The sequence below is a fragment of the Terrihabitans aquatilis genome, from assembly GCF_052542005.1.
The window spans coordinates 507875-524174 of sequence record NZ_JBOCUO010000002.1 but is presented as its reverse complement, the minus strand read 5'-3'; the positions used below and the strand labels follow the sequence as shown (position 1 = coordinate 524174).

Sequence of the window (16300 nt, the reverse complement as noted above, 5' to 3'; positions counted from 1 at the left end):
TTCAGGCGACCGGGGTCCGCAGGTCGCCCACGCCGTCGACATGGCCGTGCATGACGTCTCCACGCTGGATGGCGCCGACGCCGGCAGGCGTGCCGGACATGATGAGATCACCGGCCGCCAGCGTGAACAGGCCGGACAGGTAAGAGATGATCTCCGGCACCTTCCAGATCAGCTGGTTGAGATCGCCGGTCTGACGGCGCTCGCCGTTGACGTCGAGCCAGATGGCGCCCGTATCGGGATGGCCGATCTCGGAGGCGGGCACGATCTCGCTGCATGGCGCGGAGAACTCGAACGCCTTGCCGAGCTCCCACGGACGGCGAAGTTCTTTCGCTTCGCCCTGGAGGTCGCGCCGCGTCATGTCGAGGCCGATCGCGTAGCCGAAGACGTGGTCGAGCGCGCGCTCGACGGGGATGTCGGCACCGCCGCTGCCGAGGGCCACCACCATCTCGATCTCGAAATGAACGTCCTGCGTCTTCGACGGGTAGGGGAAGGGCTCGTCGTTCGGGAGGATGTTGTCCGGGTTCTTCTGGAAGAAGAAGGGCGGCTCCTTGTCCGGGTCGTGCCCCATCTCGATGGCGTGGGCGGCGTAATTGCGGCCGACGCAATAGATGCGGCGCACCGGGAAGCGGGCCGAGGTGCCACGCACCGGCAGCGTCGCCGGCTTCGGCGGCTCGATCACGTAGTGCGCGTCTTCGGCGGCAGGCAGGGTGGGACGGGTCATCCGGCATTCTCCAGAACGCGCATCGGGATCAGGCGCTCAAGGATGCCGATCCGTGGCGTGATTCCAAGGGGCCGGAGAGCATTTTCGCGGCTGGCCGGGCCGGGCCGGGCAGGCGGTCCACCGGCAGGACGTGCCCGCCGGCGGAAATGGCGCTGAACCTGACGATGGATCAGGCGGCAGCGATGACGACGACTTCGATGAGCACGTCCTTGCCGAGCTCGGCGATGCCGATCGTGGCGCGGCTCGGCAGGTCTTCGGCGGCGACCCACGAGGTCCAGGCCTTGTTCATCTCGTCCTTCTGGCTCATGTCGGTGATGTAGAGCATGGCCGAGAGCATCTTGCTGCGGTCGGTGCCGGCTTCCGCGAACAGGGCGTCGAGCTTCTTGCAGATCTGCTCGGTCTGGCCGCCCATCGACTGGGTGCGGTCGTCGGCGACGAGGCCGCTGAAATAGATGACGCCGTTGTGCTCCACGAAGCGGTGCAAAATCGGGGTCTGGATGCTGCGCTTGATCATGAGATCCTCGGTTTTTCGGTTGGTTGGCGGGGACAGGTGAAACGGGTGCGGCGGCTCAGGCCGCGGCGGCGTTCGCGAAACGCCGGATCGAGAAGGGCTCGATGGGCAGGTTCGTCTCGCCCGTGGTGATGAGCTGGGCGAGGATGGAGCCGACGATGGGCCCGAGCTGGAAGCCGTGCAGCGAATAGCCGAAGGAATGGAACAGGCCCGGCTCGGTGGCGCTTGGCCCGATGACGGGAATGCCATCCGACATGCGGGCCTCGATTCCGGCCCAGGAACGCATGATCTGGGCGTCGCGCATGACGGGGAAGAGGGCGCGGACCGTGCGGGCGTTTTCGGCCAGCGCACGGTAATCGAGCACGGTGCGGTTGGTGGCGGGATCGGCGCGGCCGAGATAGCCGCCGCCGATCAGCACCGTGCCGTTGGCGAATTGCTTGAACGAGAGCGTGCGCGACATCGCCCCGACCACCGGCGTGAGGAACGGCGCGCGTCTCTCCGTGATCATGAGCATGGGGGCCACGACTTCGAGCGGCACCGGCTCGCCCATCGACGCGGCGAACTGCCCCGCCCATGCGCCCGCGGCGTTGACGAGGATCGGGGCCTGGAGCGTCTGGCCATCGGCGAGGCGGGCGGTCCACAGCGCGCCCTCGCGCGATACCGAGGTTACGGCAACGCCTTCGATGATGCGGGCACCAAGGCTCGCGGCCTTGTTGCGGAACGCCTGCACCGTGCGGAAGGGCAGGGCCGCGCCGTCTTCACGCGAGAACAGCGCGCCGACGCAATGATCGGAGACGGCCGGCACCCGCTCACGCAGCTCGGCGCGGTCGATCACCTCCTCGTGGTCGAAGCCGGAGGCGAGCAGTGTTTCGCGGCGGGCCTGGCACTTGGCGAGATCGGCTTCGTTCTCGGCGATCTTGACCTGGCCGTGGCTCTCGAAGCCGCAATCGTCGTCGACCAGGTCCTCGATGCGGTGCCAGAGCTCCATCGAGGCCAGGCTGAGGGGGATTTCCGGCAGAGCGCGGCCGAGACGGCGGACCCCGCCCGCATTCACGCCCGAGGCATGGCGGCCGGGATAATCCTTCTCGACCACGACGACGCTGACGCCCCGCATCGCCAGATGCAGGGCTGCGGAACAGCCATGGAGGCCGCCGCCGATGATGAGGACGTCGGCTCCCTTCACGATCTCAGCCTCGCGCTACCGCCTTCAGATCGGTGTCGGTGCGGTCGAGCGTCGCGATCTCGGCGAGGGTGATCGGCTTCACCGGGGCGCGCAGGCGGTAATAGCCCACCTCGGCCGGAGACACGCCGCGCGCATCCGCGATGGTTTCGGCGACCGTGAGCCCGCACAGACGGCCCTGGCAGGGGCCCATGCCGCAGCGCAGGAACGATTTCAGCTGGTTCGGACCGGCGACATTGAGATTGGTGACCGCGGTGCGGATCTGGGCGCCCGTGACCTCCTCGCAACGGCAGGCGATGGTGTCGCCATCGACGGTGCGGAACGATTTGGCCGGACGGTAGAGCGTGTCCAGGAAGGCGCGGCCGCGGCCGAAGCGGGCGAGGGCCTGACGAACCGGCTCGGCGCGCGCGGCCTTCTCGGTGTCGGTGATCTTGCCGAGAGCCGACAAGGCGTCCAGGGCGGCGAGGCGGCCGCGCTCGGCGGCGGCCTCCGCACCGGCGATGCCCGCGCCGTCACCGGCGACGGTGATGCCGGAAATGGTGGTGCGGCCCCATTCGTCGGATTTCGGCTTCCAGCAGAGCTGGAGCTCATCCCACACCAGTTCGCAGCCGCTGGCGCTGGCCATGTTGACGTTGGGCGTGACGCCCTGATGCAGGAACAGGTGGTCGGCCTCGATCGTCTTCGTGACGCCGCCGATCGTGTAGCTGACGCGCGCGAGATGGTCGGTGCCCTCGGCGCGCAGTTCGGTGACGCCCTGGATGACCTTCGTGCTCTGGCGCACCTTGCGCATCAGCTTCAGGCCCTTCTTGAGATAGGGAGAGCCGAGGAAGGCGGGCATATGGGGCAGGGCGGCCCACCAATTGGCGCGCGGCGTGGTGTCGAGGATGGCGGAGAAGGTGCGGCCGGCGGCAAGCGATTGCGCCGCGATGAGCCACAGGAGCGGGCCGGAACCGGCAAGCACGACCTTGCCCGTGGCGGTGGCGCCTGCGGTCTTCAGCAGGATCTGGGCCGCGCCCGCCGTCATCACGCCCGGCAATGTCCAGCCGGGGATGGGAAAGGGCCGTTCCAATGCGCCGGTGGCCATGACCACGTGCCGTGCGGTGATGACGCGGGTGGTGCCGCCCTTGGAAATGCCGATCTCGAGCGTGGACGAGAGCTGCCAGACGATGGCGCCGGGCAGGTAGGTCGCGGCACTGGCGGTGAAGGCGGAGGCGAGCTCCGCGCCCATCCAATATTCGTTGCCGAGGATCGCGCGGTCCGACACCGGCGTGGCGCCGATGGAGCGGTAGATCTGGCCGCCGGGGGCGGGGTTTTCGTCGATGAGCAGCGTCTTGACGCCGGCCTTGGCGGCAAGCGTTGCGGCGGACAGGCCGGCGGGGCCGGCGCCGATCACGACGAGCGCGTAATCCGGCTCGAGTTCGGCCAGTTTGTCGATGGTGTTCATCGTCCGAGTTCCCGTTTGCCCCGGCCGATCTGGGTCTGGATGTCCATGCCTTCGCGAACGGGGACGAGGCAGGCCTGCTGGTTGCCCACGCCGTCGATGGTGACGAGGCATTCGAAGCACACGCCCATCAGGCAATAGGGCGCACGGGGCGCGCCGCTGACCGGCGTGGAGCGGCAGGTCTCGATACCGGACAGGAGCAGGGCGGCAGCGACCGTGTCGCCCTTGCGGGCCTGCGCGGGCTGTCCGTCGACGGTGAAGGCAAGATTATTGCCGGGGATATCAGGCAGCCGCTGAAACATGGAATCTCCGCAGGCTAAAGGCGTTGTATTCGGAGGGCAGGGAGCCGCCGGCAATGGCCGGGGCGAACAGCCGGGTGTGGGCGGCGGCCAGGGTGACGCCGCTGTGGCAATTGGCGACGAACACGCCGGGAACGGTTCCCGACTGGTCGTAGATCGGGAAGCCGTCGCGGCTCATCACACGCAAGGCCGACCAGGTGCGGACCACGTTGAGCCCACCGAGGCGGGGGAACATGCGGATGGCGCGATCGGCCATGACCGACATGATGCCGCCGCGCATCTCGTTGTAATCGCTGGCCTCTTCCTGGCTGTCGCCGATCATGACGCCGCCTTCGTCGGTCTGGCGGACGGTGGAGACCGGCAGATCGAGGAAGGGTTCGGTCTTCTCGGTGACGATGAGCTGGCCGCGCACGGGCCGAAGAGGCACGTTCATGCCGACCATCGAACCGAGGCGCTCGTTGCCGAGCCCTGCCGCAAGGACGAGGCGGGCGGCGGAGAAGCGGCCGGCCTTGGTGACGATTGAGAAGCCGTCGCGGCCGGGCTCGATGGTCTCGACCAGCGCCTCGGAACGGTATTTGCCGCCGAGCCGGTGGAAGGCCTCGTGCAAAGCGCGGAACAGCTTCAGGGAGTTCACGTCGCCGTCGAGCGTGCAATAGGTGCCGCCCGCGACCTCGGGGCCGACTTCCGGGAGGCGGCGGCGGATCTCGTCGCCGTCGAGCACCTCGACCTCATAGGGCCGCACGCCCGGCTGGTTGTGGAGCCGCTTGATCATGTCGGCGCGGCGCTGCACCTCCGCCTCGGTGAGGAGGAGGTGATAGCCACCCGGCCGCCGGTACGCGAGACTGAACCCGACGGTGTCCTCAAGCTCGGCGTTGAAGGCCTGCCATTGATCCGCGGACTGGCGTGTCCATTCGGAATAGGCCGGCATTCCGAGGCCCTTGTTCTGGACCCAGATGAGCGCGAAATTTCCGCGCGAGGCACGCTTGGCGACATCGCCCTCGTCGAGCATCAGGACCTTGCGGCCCTCGCGCACGAGGCCGTAGGCGATGGCGGCCCCGACCAGACCGCCCCCGAGGACGGCGAAATCGTAATCGTCTTGCATGGTTTTCACATGGCTCCCCGGTCAGTGGCGTCCCGGCCCGACGAGGAGCCGTTCCATGCCGAACAGCCGGTCGAGGATGACCATCACGATGACGGTCATGAAGATCAGCAGCGCGGACACCGAGGCGACCAGGGGGTCGATGTTGTCTTGGATGTAGAGAAAGAGCCGAACCGGCAGGGTGGTGGTCTGCGGCGTCGAGATGAAGACGCTCATCGTCACCTCGTCGAAGCTCTGGATGAAGGACAGGATCCAGCCGGACATGACGCCCGGCATGATGAGCGGAAGCGTGACGCGCTTGAACGTGGTCCAGCGCGAGGCGCCGAGCGAGACTGCCGCGTTCTCGATGGTGCGGTCGATGCCGACGGATGCGGTCAGGATGAGGCGCACGGCGAAGGGGAAGACCACGATGAGATGGCCCGCGACGAGGGTCCATTTCGAGACGCCGAGCCCGGCTTCCGTGAAGAAGCGCAGCAGCGCGATGCCGAGCACGATGTGCGGGATCATCAGCGGAGACTGGAACAGGCTGAGAAGCGCGCCGCGGCCGGGGAATTGATAGCGCCCGATGGCCATGGCGGCCGGCACGGCCAGCACCACGGCGAGGGTGGAGGCGGCCGCTGCCAGCCACAGGCTGGTGCCGAACGAGCGGATGAATTCCGGCCGGTCGGCGATGGCGTAGAACCAGCGCAGCGAGGGGCCTTCCGTCGGCAGCGACAGATAGCCGTGCGAGGTGAAGGCCACCACGCAGACGATGACGATGGGCGCCAGCGTGAAGACGATGACGAGCGTGTGGAAGATGAGGGCGAGCGGGCCGTTGCGGTTCATTGGAACACCTGCGCGTAACGGCGTTCGACGAGGCGGTTGCAGCCGACGATGATGATGATGTTGGCCAGCAGCAGGAGTACCGCGATGGCGGCGCCGAGCGGCCAGTTCAACGTCGACAGGAACTCGTCATACGCGAGCGTGGCGGCGACCTTGAGCCTGCGGCCGCCGATGATGGCGGGCGTGGCGAAGGCCGAGGCGGCCAGCGCGAACACGATGATCGAGCCGGACAGGATGCCGGGCATGATCTGCGGGAGCACGACGCGCCGGACCACGGTGAAGGGGCTTCCGCCGAGCGATGCGGCGGCGTTCTCGACCTGCGGATCGAGCCGCTGCAGCGCTGCCCACACGGCAACGATCATGAACGGCATCAGCACGTGGACGAGCGCGATCACCACGCCGGTCTCGGTGTACATGAAGCCAAGCGGTGAGGAGATGATGCCGAGCGACATCAGCACCTGGTTGACGAAGCCGGTGGAGCCGAGCAGGAGCGCCCAGCCGAGCGTGCGCGCGACGACCGAGATGAGCAGCGGGCCGAGCAGCGCCAGCAGGAACAGGCTGCGCCATGGCCCGCGCATGCGGTGCAGGATGTAGGCCTCGGGCGCGCCGATCAGCGCCGCGAACAAGGTGACGAGCGCCGAGATACGCAGGGTGCGCAGGAAGATCTCGTGGAAATAGGGGTCGGAAACGATCTCCGCGTAATTCGCCAGCGAGATGTCCTTCGAGATCCCCGAATACATTCCGAAGGAATGCAAAGAGAGGATCAGCGTCATCAGCAGAGGCACGATGATGAGCGTGCCGACGACCGCGAGCGCTGGAAGATTGAGGAGATAGGGCGTCAGCCGCGAGGCGGTCGCGCCGGTTTCGACCGAAGGTGCCGCGGCGCTCATGCGGGCTCCTTCGCATCGGGCGGCAGGACGCGCATGTCGTCCGCCGACCAATCGAGGCAGATGGTTTCACCCACGGCCGGAAGCCGGACGCCATTGTTCGGGGCGAGCACCGAGAGGGTGCCGGCCTCGCTCTCCACGCTGAAGAACCATTGGCTGCCCTGGAAGACGCGCTTCTTCACGACACCGGGAAGCCCGGCATTCGAGAGGCGCACACGTTCCGGCCGCACGGCCACGAGCACGGGGCCCGAGACATTGGCGCCGGACACGGTCCAGTTGTGACCCTTGACGCTGACGTTCGAGCCTTCGGCGCGGCCCTCCAGCGTGTTGGTCTTGCCGAGGAAGTCGGCGACGAAATGGGTGGTGGGGGTCTGGTAGGTGTCTTCCGGCGAGCCGATCTGCTCGATGCGGCCCTTGTTGAGCACGACGACCCGGTCGGACAGCGCCATGGCCTCGGCCTGGTCATGCGTGACGAGAATGGTGGTGAGGCCGATGCGCTCCTGGATGTCGCGCAGTTCGCCCTGCATCTCCTCGCGCAGCTTGGCGTCGAGGTTGGAGAGGGGCTCGTCGAGCAGGAGGAGGTGGGGCTCGATGACGAGCGCGCGGGCCAGCGCCACGCGCTGCTGCTGGCCGCCCGACATGCGGCGGGGGTAGCGGTCGGCATAGCCGGCAAGGCCCACGAGCGCGAGCGCCGCCTCGACCTTGCGGTCACGGTCGGCGCGGTTGACGCCCTTCATTTCGAGGCCGAACGCCACGTTCTGGGCCGCCGTCATGTGGGGGAACAGCGCGTAGCTCTGGAACACGATGCCCAGACCCCGCTTCGCCGGCGGGATCTTCGCGAGATCGCGGCCTTCCAGCAGGATGCGGCCCGACGTGACTTCCACGAAGCCCGCGATCATCTGCAATGTCGTCGTCTTGCCGCAGCCGGACGGGCCGAGCAGGGAGATGAATTCACCGCGCTCGACGTCGAGCGAAATGCCGTCCACGGCGAGATGGCCGTCGAAGGACTTGGTGAGGCGGTCGAGCGACAGGAAGCTCATGTAATGGGCACCAGAACGTCATGGCGGACCGCCGCGTGTGTGCCGCGGCGGACTGCGATTTCAGGGAAAACGAAGAAGGGGAGCGCCGATCAGCGCTCGACTTCGCGCGACCAGCGGGTGCTCCACCGCTCACGGACGGTGTTCACGTAATCCCAGTCGATGACGCGCAGCTTGCCGACCCGCTCGGGGCCGTAGGGAATGCCCTCGGCTTCCTCGGCGGTGAGGACGGTGTTCTTGTTGACCGGGCCATAGCCATAGGCGGTGGCGACGATCTTCTGCACGTCGGGCGACAGGAGATACTGGATCAGGGCCTGGCTTTCCGGCTGCGACTTGCCGGCGACCGGGCAGGCGGTGATGCCGAGCGCGACGGCACCCTCCTTGGGGTAGACCATCTTGACCGGGAAGCCCGTGTTGGCCAGCGCGTTGATGCGGGCCGAACCCCAAACGCCGATCACGGCCTGGTTGCTCTGGAACAGAGCGGTCATCTGGCCGGGCGAGGGCTCATAGGAGAGGACGTTGGGACCGATCTCCTTGGCGAAGGCCTCGAAGCCGGGATCGATGTTCTTCTCGTCGCCGCCCTTGACCTGTGCGGCCATGACCAGCGCGTGAAGGCCGTAATTGTTGCTGAGCGGCGGAATGACGAGCTTGCCCTTGTATTTCGGGTCCTTCAGCTCGGCCCAAGAAGTGGGTTCTTCCCAGCCCTGCGCCTTGAAATACTCAGTGTTGTACATGAAGCCGGTGGCGACGACGCCGATGCCGGTGGCCTTGTTTCCGGTGATCTTCGCGGTGTCGTAGAGATCGGAATAGACCGGGGCCGGCGCCAGATCCTGGCAGAGGTTGAGCGCGAGCGCCTGATACATCGGGCCGTCGTCCATGACCGCGACGTCGATCTGCGGGTTGGACCGCATCGCTACCAGACGGGCCAGCGTGTCGGTGGAATTGCCCGCCATATATTCGACGCGGACGCCGTGTTCCTTCTCGAAATTCGGGATCACCTTTTCCCGCATGATCTGCTCATACGAGCCGCCATATCCGGCGAAATAGATGACCTTGTCCTGCGCCTGGGCCGGTGCAGCGACGGCTCCCAGCGCGAGTAAAGCGGCGGCGCCGAGAATGGGGTTCAGCGGGTGGCTCATGGGCGTGACCTCGTTGAATTGATTTTCTCCATAACAATTCGCAATTGGACAAAGCCGGGTCAAATGTTGAATCATGGAGCTCCCATAACCTAATATTATAATGCTGGCTAAGTAGGCACGCGTGTTAAACAATCGGCAGATCGAGGCGTTTCGCGCCGTGATTTTGAGCGGATCGGCGACGGCCGCGGCTAATTTTCTTGGGGTGAGCCAGCCCGCAATCAGCCGTTTGATCCAGGATCTGGAGACCCGCCTGCGTCTGAAGCTCTTCCAGCGCACGGGGGGCAGGCTGCTGCCGACGGGGGATGCGCTGACGCTTTACCGCGAGGTGGAACGCTCGTTCGTGGGGCTGGATCGCATCGCACGCGTGGCCCACGATCTTCGCGAGCGGCGTGGTGGCGCGCTGCGCGTCGCGGCGCTTCCGGCGCTGGCCGTGGGCTTCCTGCCGGATTTCGCCGCGACCTTCATGGCGGAGCGGCCGACTGTCGACATCAGCCTGCACGGGCTGAATTCGCCCTTCGTGCTGGACTGGGTCCTGACAGGCCAATGCGATCTCGGCATCGTGGGCGAGCAGTTCCAGAACCCGGGCATCACCACACAAATCCTGCCTCCGGTGGCGGCTGTGGCGATCGTCCCCGCATCCCATCCGCTGGCGGAGCGGGAGGTGATTCATGCGTGGGATTTCGAGGGGCAGGACTTCATCGAGATCGGGACGACCTCGCTGATCCGCCGCAAGGTGGATACGGTGATGAAGGAGCATAACGTCCATCGCCGCATCCGTGCGGAGACGCCGCTGACGATGATCGCGTGCGGCATGGTGGCGGCCGGGTTCGGCTGCTCGGTGGTCGATCCCTTCACCGCCCAGCGCTACAAGGGCACGAAGCTCGTGGTGCGCCCGTTCGAGCCGCGCGCCACCTTCGAATGGGCGATCATCAGCTCTCCCTTCACGCCGCGCTCGCTGATCGTGGGGGAGTTCCTCGAGGAGTTTCAAAAGAGCTTCGAGAGCTACAGGCAGGCCACGTCCGACGACGCGGGGGGCGCGCTCGATGTCGCGGGGATGGATCCGGCCGACGAGGCGACGTTGCCGGTTTAGAGGCCGCCCGACGCTGGCGGCGGCCCGGGGGAAGCGAGCGCGTTGCCACGCCCGCCTCCGCATTGCGAGCCTTCAGGGTTGGGCCAATGTGACCGGCGCGCCGTCGAAGGTGTGGAGATAGGCGATCAGATCCTTGATCTTCTGCTCGTCCTTCACGCCCGCGAACGCCATCTTCGTGCCGGGGATCTTGCCCTTGGGGTTCTTGATGAATTCCGTGAAGGTCGGCTCGTCCCAGGTGAGGTGGGCGGCCTTGTTCGCCGGTGAATAGGCATAGCCCTCGACAGTGCCCGAGACCCGGCCGAACAGCCCATTGAGCGTAGGACCGACGCCGTTCTTGGCCGTGGGGCCGACCTGATGACAGGCCCGGCAGACGGCGAAAACCTTCTGGCCTGCGTCCGCGTCCTGCGCTTGTCCGTCAGCCGTGCCGACCAGCAAGGCCGTGCCGATCAGGGCGAGCGTGCTTGCGACCCGCCACGGCGTTTTTTCCAAGGATGATGATCCCATGTCCGTCCCGTCCATACTTTCAGGGTGAGCCGGGGGCGGCGCGACGATGCCGGCCGATGATACGCCGATCGTGTTCGATGAACGCCGCCCCGAATGGAAAGCGCGCCCCGGCCCACAGGCTTTTCGGGGCGCGATCATGATTGACGAGCGGGCTATAGAAGATCGCTGTCGTCGAGGCCTTCAGCCGAACTGTAGGAGGTGACTTCGAGACCACAGCGGGTTTCGTTCACTTCAGGTGTTTCCCAAACCATTCTTTTCTCCCGTATTGTTCTTCTTGCTTTGTCCGCCCGGCTGAATCGGTGCCGGGTTCTTGTTGTATTACTTGGACCCTATGTGCTGATCGGCCTCGCGGGCCGCAGCCATGCATTCCGTTTCCTTTCCCTGACCGTCGAGATCTCGGGCGCGCTGGAGCGCGGCCGTGGCGTTTTCCATGTTGGCGCCCGCCGAGGCCTGGCCCGGGCCTGCTTCCTGCGCCGCCGTGGGACGGCCCTGGGTCTGGCGGCGGACATCCTCCGGAGAGGTCGCGGCCCCGTCGCCTTGCCGGCCCATCGCGCTGGTCGGAGGATGCTGCCCGGAGGGAGCGGCCTGCGTTGTTGCGGTCGGCGCGGCGCCCTGGGCCCCGGCCGTGGGGCCGGAACCGGCATCGTGTGCCGACAATGTCTTGGTGAGCCGCTCGATCTCGGTCGTGCACGGCCCTGCGTTTGCCTGTGCCGTGCCGAGGCCTAGGCCCAGCAGGCATGAGCCGAGAAGGACAAGCGTTCCTGTTTTCATTTCCACCTCCTTCAACCGGGAGGGGAGACATGTCGGCAAGGGATCCGGAAATCTCAGCGCTGACACTGCATCCGCTCCTTCTTGCGCGATCTTATCGGCAAACGCGGGTGTCGCAAGTATCGGCGGAGAAAAGGCCGCGAAACCGACCTCTCGTCACGCGTCCTTCTTTACGAGAAATCCGTATTAATAATCTTGTATACCAGAGATTGCAGGATAGCGTTCCATTGCCGGCCCGTTATCCGAATCTTTTACTTGACGCGGGTCGTTGCGCTTTGTGACAGTTTTGACAACAATCAGCTCTCCATGCCTTTGACGGAGAACGCATCTTGGCGGTTTTTGGAAAAAAGCGTGCGTGTCTCACGGCTGTGGCGCTGGTATCGGCGATCTGGCCCGCAACCGGAAGTTTCGCGGCGGATGTGAAGATCGGCTATCTCTACCAGCCGGGGCCACGGGAGGCCTTGTCCCTGATGAACATTCCCGCCGCGAACAACGGCCTGGCGGGCGCGGAACTCGGCATTGCCGACAACAGCACGACCGGTCGCTTCGTCAATCAGAATTTCGTGCTGGAGCCTCTGCGTCTGCCGGCCGGCGAGGACCCAGCCGCCGCGATCTCGAAACTCGCCGAAGGGGGGATTTCCTTCGTGGCCGCGGATCTGCCGGCCGATGCCCTGCTGAAGGCCGCCGATGCGGGGCGGGACCGCGACGTGCTCATCTTCAATGTGGGCGCGGCGGACGACAGCCTGCGCGAACAGGATTGCCGCGCCAACGTGATCCACGTCGCCCCCACGCATTCGATGCTGGCGGACGGGCTGGCGCAATATCTCGTGTTCAAGCAATGGCGCAAATGGTTGCTCGTGACCGGCTCGCACCCGGCCGACAAGCTGTATGGCGATGCGCTGCGGCGGGCGGCCAAGCGCTTCGGCGCGCAGATCGTGGACGAGCGCACGTTCGAGGATCGCGGCGGCGCCCGGCAGACCGACAGCGGCGTGGCGCAGGTGCAGCGGCTGGTGAGCACGTTCACACAAGGCGCGCCCGCCTACGACGTGCTGGTGACGGCGGACGAGAGCGAGGTGTTCGCCGATTACTTCCCCTACCGCACCTGGGACGCACGCCCCGTGGCGGGATCGGCCGGCCTCGTTCCGGGCTCATGGCACCCGTCGCACAGCCAATGGGCGGCGCTGCAGATGCAGAGCCGCTTCCAGAAAAGCTTCCAGCGCCTGATGACGCCGCGTGACATCCAGGCCTGGTCGGCGGTGCGGATGATCGGCGAGAGCGCGACGCGGGCCAATTCGGTCGAACCGGCCGCCATCACGAAATATCTGAAAAGCCCCGATTTCTCGCTCGCCGCCTTCAAAGGGCAGAAGCTCACCTTGCGGGATTGGAACCTGCAATTGCGGCAGCCGATCCTGCTCGGCGACGGACGCATGGTCGTCTCGGTCTCGCCGCAGGAGGGATTTCTCCACCAGGTCTCCGAGCTCGACACGCTCGGCATCGACAAGCCCGAAACGAAGTGCCGCCTGCAATAGGCCGAGGACATTCGGCAGCAAAACAAGAAGGAGGAAACAATGAAAATTCCCGCTTTGTTGCTCACCGGCGTCCTGGCCGCCGCACTGCCCTCGCAGGCGATGGCCTACAAGGCCTATGTCTCGAACGAGGGCGGCAATTCGGTCTCCGTGATCGACATGAGCAAGTTCGAGGTGATCGCCACGATCAAGGTGGGGCAGCGCCCGCGCGGCATCGAACTGACGCGCGACGGCAAGCACCTGCTCGTCGCGGTGGGCGACGACGACACGATCGAGATCATCGACACCACGACGCACGAGATCATCGGCAATCTGCCGTCCGGCCCCGACCCGGAATTGTTCACGCAGGATCCGGAAGGGAAGATCGTCTACATCGCCAATGAAGACGACAACATGGTCACCATCGTCGACCTCGAAAAGCGGCAGCCCTTGGGGGAGGTGCAGGTCGGCGTCGAGCCGGAAGGCATGGCGGTGAGCCCGGATGGCAAGCTGCTCGTCAATACGTCGGAAACGACCAACATGGCGCATTTCATCGACACGCAATCGCATCAGGTGATCGCGAACGTATTGGTGGACTCGCGGCCCCGCTTCGCGGAATTCAAGAAGGACGGCACCGAATTGTGGGTGTCGGCCGAGATCGGGGGCACGGTGAGCGTCATCGACCCCGAGAAGAAGGAGGTGATCAAGAAGATCACCTTCGACATTCCGGGCCTGCGCGCGGAGGCCATCCAGCCGGTGGGCGTGCGGCTGACGAAGGACGGCAGCAAGGGCTATGTGGCGCTCGGCCCGGCAAACCGGATCGCCGTCATCAACGCCAAGACCCATGAAGTGGAGAATTACCTGCTGGTGGGCCAGCGCGTCTGGCAGCTCGCCTTCACGCCCGACGAGAAATATCTGCTCGGCACCAACGGGGTGTCCAACGACGTGTCGATCGTCGATGTGACCACGGGCAAGGTGGTGAAGACCGTCCAGGTGGGCGAACTGCCTTGGGGCGTTGCGGTCTCGGAGGAGTAAGAGCCACGAACGCCCAACCAAACCTGACGCGGCTGCAGGCGGCGGTGCCTGCAGCCCTTTCCGTCACCGGCGTCAGCCATGCCTATGGACGGCGCGCGGCGCTGGACGACGTGTCGTTTGCGATCGAGGCCGGAACGCACACCGTTCTTCTGGGGCTGAACGGGGCGGGAAAAAGCACGTTGTTCGCGCTTATCACCCGCCTCTATGCCAGCCGCCGGGGAGCGATCAGCATTTTCGGCCATGACATCGGCCGCCGGCCGGGCGAGGCGCTGCGCCGGCTTGGCGTCGTGTTTCAGTCGCGCACGCTCGATCTCGATCTCACGCTGATGCAGAACCTGATCTATCACGCCGCGCTGCACGGCATCGGCGGACGCGAAGCCCGCACACGCGCCGAGGAGGTTCTGGACAAGGTGGCCTTGGCGCGGCGCGGCCATGAGAAGGCGCGCAGCCTTTCCGGCGGGCAGATGCGCCGTCTGGAAATCGCCCGCGCGCTGCTGCACCGCCCCGAACTGCTTCTGCTGGACGAGCCCACCGTCGGCCTCGACATCGATGCGCGGGCCGACATCCTGGCCCATGTGCGGCGGCTGGTGGCGGAGGAGCGGTTGTGCACGTTGTGGGCGACGCATCTCGTGGATGAGATCGAGGACCGCGACGGCGTGCTGATCCTGCACGAAGGGCGGCTGCTGGCCCATGGTCGCGCCGGCGATATCGCGGCCGACATGGCGGCGCGGGATATCCGATCGGCCTTCCTGCGCCTGACCGGGGCGACGAAGGGGTGAGCGCCATCATGACCGCCATCGACCTGCCGCGCACCGAGCGGCGATCCGGCTTCTCGCTCCGGCATTATGCGATCTGCCTGCAAGGCATCGTGTGGCGCGAGATGCTGCGCTTCCTGCATCAGCGCGAGCGTTTTCTCTCGGCACTGGTGCGGCCCCTGGTGTGGCTGTTCATCTTCGCCGCCGGATTCCGGCAGGTGCTGGGCGTCTCGATCATCCCGCCCTACGAGATCTATGTTCTCTACGAGGTCTACATCACGCCCGGCCTCGTCGCGATGATCCAGCTGTTCAACGGCATGCAGTCCTCGCTGTCGATGGTGTACGACCGCGAGACCGGCAGCATGCGTACGCTGCTGGTGAGTCCGCTGCCGCGCTGGTTCCTGCTGCTGTCGAAGCTGATCGCAGGCTCGGCCATCTCGATCGTGCAGGTCTACACCTTCCTCGCCATCGCCTGGTTCTGGGGCATCGAGCCGCCCCTGATCGGCTATCTGACCGTGCTGCCGGCGCTGTTCCTGTCCGGGCTGATGCTGGGGGCGCTCGGCATGCTCGTGTCGTCGCTGATCAAGCAGCTGGAGAACTTCGCGGGCATCATGAACTTCCTGATCTTTCCGATGTTCTTCGCCTCATCGGCGCTCTATCCGCTGTGGCGGGTGCGGGAATCCAGCCCTGTGCTCTACTGGATCTGCGAGCTGAACCCGTTCACCCATGCGGTCGAGTTCATCCGGTTCGCGCTCTACGCCCAGTTCAATCCCATGGCCTTCGCCGTGGTGGCGGGCTGCACGCTCGTCTTCATGGTGGGCGCGACCCTGGCCTACGACCCCGCACATGGAATCCGCGCCCGGCAGGGCCCGCCCGGAGGTGGCTCATGATGTCTCTCGCGCGTGGCGGCGTCGCCCTTCTCGGGCTTGCCGCCGTCCTTACCGGGCCGGCCGGTGCGTTCGACCGGCGCTTTCCGGACTGGCCGTGCGTGCAGGTGCGGGTGCCGTCTCTGTCGGCCGGGTCGGTGTGGACGGGCCCGCCGATCGACGATGCGCTGAATGTCTGGCGCAACGATTCGGAGATCAATGCGCTGGTGGAGCGCATCGCCGTGCGGCGCACGCCGCTGGATGAGGCCGAGCGAGCCGTGGCCGATTTTCTGGGCAAGGCCGGCGACGCCAAAGCGGAGAAGGCAAGGCTGATGGTGGCCGGCCTGTACGAGACGCTGAACCGCGAGCGGGCAGACGTGATCAGCGGGCTGGAGCGACTGACCCGCCGCCAGCGCGATTTTGCCAGCAGCATCGAGAGCGACGCGGCAAAGCTGCGCGATCTGCAGGCCAAGCCCGATGCCGACCGCAATGCGCTGACGGAACTGACCACCAAGGTGCAATGGAGCACGCGGATCTTCGAGGAGCGCCGCAAATCCGTGCGCTATGCCTGCGAGGTTCCGGTGCTGATCGAGCAGCGGTTTTTCCTGCTGACCCGGGCGGCCCAGCGCGACCTCGGCTGA

The 16300-nt window shown here is 66.0% G+C and carries 19 protein-coding genes; 6 read left to right on the top strand and 13 right to left on the bottom strand.

Translation table 11 applies throughout. From position 1 onward, the window contains the following. Nucleotide 1 precedes the first annotated feature (1 nt). The 10 genes from ACQ6S1_RS08495 to ACQ6S1_RS08450 all read right to left on the bottom strand — a co-directional run bounded on the left by ACQ6S1_RS08495 (nucleotide 2) and on the right by ACQ6S1_RS08450 (nucleotide 9136). Nucleotides 2-721, bottom strand: a complete 720-nt coding sequence (locus ACQ6S1_RS08495) for a fumarylacetoacetate hydrolase family protein (protein ID WP_445040749.1) — start codon at nucleotides 719-721, stop codon at nucleotides 2-4. Nucleotides 722-890: 169 nt separating this feature from the next. Beyond that, nucleotides 891-1235, bottom strand: coding sequence for a RidA family protein (locus ACQ6S1_RS08490; protein ID WP_445040748.1), 345 nt, complete (start codon nucleotides 1233-1235; stop codon nucleotides 891-893). A 55-nt stretch (nucleotides 1236-1290) separates the two neighbouring features. Further along, nucleotides 1291-2418, bottom strand: coding sequence for an NAD(P)/FAD-dependent oxidoreductase (locus ACQ6S1_RS08485; protein WP_445041249.1), 1128 nt, complete (start codon nucleotides 2416-2418; stop codon nucleotides 1291-1293). A gap of 1 nt (nucleotide 2419) precedes the next feature. Beyond that, nucleotides 2420-3856: an FAD-dependent oxidoreductase gene (locus tag ACQ6S1_RS08480; protein ID WP_445040747.1), complete on the bottom strand. Its 1437-nt coding sequence runs from the start codon at nucleotides 3854-3856 to the stop codon at nucleotides 2420-2422. Further along, a complete protein-coding gene (locus tag ACQ6S1_RS08475; RefSeq protein ID WP_445040746.1) occupies nucleotides 3853-4155 on the bottom strand; it encodes a (2Fe-2S)-binding protein in 303 nt (100 codons plus the stop codon). The genes ACQ6S1_RS08480 and ACQ6S1_RS08475 overlap by 4 nt, the downstream gene beginning before the upstream one ends. Then, nucleotides 4136-5254 carry an NAD(P)/FAD-dependent oxidoreductase gene (locus tag ACQ6S1_RS08470; RefSeq protein ID WP_445041248.1) on the bottom strand — a complete coding sequence of 373 codons (1119 nt, stop codon included), beginning with the start codon at nucleotides 5252-5254 and terminating at the stop codon, nucleotides 4136-4138. Before ACQ6S1_RS08470 ends, ACQ6S1_RS08475 begins: the two co-directional genes overlap by 20 nt. A gap of 21 nt (nucleotides 5255-5275) precedes the next feature. Next, nucleotides 5276-6076 carry an ABC transporter permease gene (locus ACQ6S1_RS08465; RefSeq protein WP_445040745.1) on the bottom strand — a complete coding sequence of 267 codons (801 nt, stop codon included), beginning with the start codon at nucleotides 6074-6076 and terminating at the stop codon, nucleotides 5276-5278. Continuing rightward, nucleotides 6073-6963, bottom strand: coding sequence for an ABC transporter permease (locus ACQ6S1_RS08460; protein ID WP_445040744.1), 891 nt, complete (start codon nucleotides 6961-6963; stop codon nucleotides 6073-6075). Before ACQ6S1_RS08460 ends, ACQ6S1_RS08465 begins: the two co-directional genes overlap by 4 nt. Further along, on the bottom strand, nucleotides 6960-8000 hold the full coding sequence (locus ACQ6S1_RS08455; RefSeq protein WP_445040743.1) for an ABC transporter ATP-binding protein: 1041 nt from the start codon (nucleotides 7998-8000) through the stop codon (nucleotides 6960-6962). Before ACQ6S1_RS08455 ends, ACQ6S1_RS08460 begins: the two co-directional genes overlap by 4 nt. A gap of 89 nt (nucleotides 8001-8089) precedes the next feature. Continuing rightward, the gene (locus ACQ6S1_RS08450; RefSeq protein ID WP_445040742.1) at nucleotides 8090-9136 is read right to left on the bottom strand and encodes an ABC transporter substrate-binding protein; all 1047 of its coding nucleotides are present in this window, start codon (nucleotides 9134-9136) and stop codon (nucleotides 8090-8092) included. Between the two features lie 121 nt (nucleotides 9137-9257). Between ACQ6S1_RS08450 and ACQ6S1_RS08445 the strand changes: the two genes are divergently transcribed. After that, nucleotides 9258-10226 (top strand): LysR substrate-binding domain-containing protein, encoded by a 969-nt coding sequence (locus ACQ6S1_RS08445; RefSeq protein WP_445040741.1) that lies wholly within the window; start codon nucleotides 9258-9260, stop codon nucleotides 10224-10226. A gap of 72 nt (nucleotides 10227-10298) precedes the next feature. Here ACQ6S1_RS08445 and ACQ6S1_RS08440 read toward each other — a convergent pair whose 3' ends face one another. The 3 genes from ACQ6S1_RS08440 to ACQ6S1_RS08430 all read right to left on the bottom strand — a co-directional run bounded on the left by ACQ6S1_RS08440 (nucleotide 10299) and on the right by ACQ6S1_RS08430 (nucleotide 11501). After that, nucleotides 10299-10730 carry a c-type cytochrome gene (locus ACQ6S1_RS08440; RefSeq protein ID WP_445041247.1) on the bottom strand — a complete coding sequence of 144 codons (432 nt, stop codon included), beginning with the start codon at nucleotides 10728-10730 and terminating at the stop codon, nucleotides 10299-10301. A gap of 152 nt (nucleotides 10731-10882) precedes the next feature. Then, entirely contained in the window at nucleotides 10883-10981 is a 99-nt protein-coding gene (gene pqqA / locus ACQ6S1_RS08435) for a pyrroloquinoline quinone precursor peptide PqqA (RefSeq protein ID WP_445040740.1), read from the bottom strand. Nucleotides 10982-11048: 67 nt separating this feature from the next. Then, on the bottom strand, nucleotides 11049-11501 hold the full coding sequence (locus tag ACQ6S1_RS08430; RefSeq protein ID WP_445040739.1) for a hypothetical protein: 453 nt from the start codon (nucleotides 11499-11501) through the stop codon (nucleotides 11049-11051). A 365-nt stretch (nucleotides 11502-11866) separates the two neighbouring features. On the opposite strand from ACQ6S1_RS08430, the gene pedA1 reads away from it, so the two are divergent. The 5 genes from pedA1 to ACQ6S1_RS08405 are packed head-to-tail and all read left to right on the top strand — an operon-like array spanning nucleotide 11867 to nucleotide 16300. After that, entirely contained in the window at nucleotides 11867-13027 is a 1161-nt protein-coding gene (pedA1, locus tag ACQ6S1_RS08425; protein WP_445041246.1) for a lanthanide ABC transporter ABC transporter substrate-binding protein PedA1, read from the top strand. 39 nt (nucleotides 13028-13066) lie between these two features. After that, on the top strand, nucleotides 13067-14038 hold the full coding sequence (locus tag ACQ6S1_RS08420) for a YVTN family beta-propeller repeat protein (RefSeq protein ID WP_445040738.1): 972 nt from the start codon (nucleotides 13067-13069) through the stop codon (nucleotides 14036-14038). Between the two features lie 44 nt (nucleotides 14039-14082). Further along, nucleotides 14083-14817 carry a lanthanide ABC transporter ATP-binding protein PedB/LutE gene (pedB, locus tag ACQ6S1_RS08415; protein WP_445040737.1) on the top strand — a complete coding sequence of 245 codons (735 nt, stop codon included), beginning with the start codon at nucleotides 14083-14085 and terminating at the stop codon, nucleotides 14815-14817. A gap of 8 nt (nucleotides 14818-14825) precedes the next feature. Then, entirely contained in the window at nucleotides 14826-15683 is an 858-nt protein-coding gene (pedC, locus tag ACQ6S1_RS08410) for a lanthanide ABC transporter permease protein PedC (protein WP_445040736.1), read from the top strand. Further along, nucleotides 15680-16300 carry a hypothetical protein gene (locus tag ACQ6S1_RS08405; protein WP_445040735.1) on the top strand — a complete coding sequence of 207 codons (621 nt, stop codon included), beginning with the start codon at nucleotides 15680-15682 and terminating at the stop codon, nucleotides 16298-16300. The genes pedC and ACQ6S1_RS08405 overlap by 4 nt, the downstream gene beginning before the upstream one ends.

Excerpts from the sequence above, each read along its gene's own strand:
- ACQ6S1_RS08495 (WP_445040749.1), bottom strand. The coding sequence starts at position 721 with ATGACCCGTCCCACCCTGCCTGCCGCCGAAGACGCGCACTACGTGATC.
- ACQ6S1_RS08490 (WP_445040748.1), bottom strand. The coding sequence starts at position 1,235 with ATGATCAAGCGCAGCATCCAGACCCCGATTTTGCACCGCTTCGTGGAG.
- ACQ6S1_RS08480 (WP_445040747.1), bottom strand. The coding sequence starts at position 3,856 with ATGAACACCATCGACAAACTGGCCGAACTCGAGCCGGATTACGCGCTC.
- ACQ6S1_RS08475 (WP_445040746.1), bottom strand. The coding sequence starts at position 4,155 with ATGTTTCAGCGGCTGCCTGATATCCCCGGCAATAATCTTGCCTTCACC.
- ACQ6S1_RS08470 (WP_445041248.1), bottom strand. The coding sequence starts at position 5,254 with ATGCAAGACGATTACGATTTCGCCGTCCTCGGGGGCGGTCTGGTCGGG.
- ACQ6S1_RS08465 (WP_445040745.1), bottom strand. The coding sequence starts at position 6,076 with ATGAACCGCAACGGCCCGCTCGCCCTCATCTTCCACACGCTCGTCATC.
- ACQ6S1_RS08460 (WP_445040744.1), bottom strand. The coding sequence starts at position 6,963 with ATGAGCGCCGCGGCACCTTCGGTCGAAACCGGCGCGACCGCCTCGCGG.
- ACQ6S1_RS08455 (WP_445040743.1), bottom strand. The coding sequence starts at position 8,000 with ATGAGCTTCCTGTCGCTCGACCGCCTCACCAAGTCCTTCGACGGCCAT.
- ACQ6S1_RS08450 (WP_445040742.1), bottom strand. The coding sequence starts at position 9,136 with ATGAGCCACCCGCTGAACCCCATTCTCGGCGCCGCCGCTTTACTCGCG.
- ACQ6S1_RS08440 (WP_445041247.1), bottom strand. The coding sequence starts at position 10,730 with ATGGGATCATCATCCTTGGAAAAAACGCCGTGGCGGGTCGCAAGCACG.
- pqqA (WP_445040740.1), bottom strand. The coding sequence starts at position 10,981 with ATGGTTTGGGAAACACCTGAAGTGAACGAAACCCGCTGTGGTCTCGAA.
- ACQ6S1_RS08430 (WP_445040739.1), bottom strand. The coding sequence starts at position 11,501 with ATGAAAACAGGAACGCTTGTCCTTCTCGGCTCATGCCTGCTGGGCCTA.
- ACQ6S1_RS08420 (WP_445040738.1), top strand. The coding sequence starts at position 13,067 with ATGAAAATTCCCGCTTTGTTGCTCACCGGCGTCCTGGCCGCCGCACTG.
- pedC (WP_445040736.1), top strand. The coding sequence starts at position 14,826 with ATGACCGCCATCGACCTGCCGCGCACCGAGCGGCGATCCGGCTTCTCG.
- ACQ6S1_RS08405 (WP_445040735.1), top strand. The coding sequence starts at position 15,680 with ATGATGTCTCTCGCGCGTGGCGGCGTCGCCCTTCTCGGGCTTGCCGCC.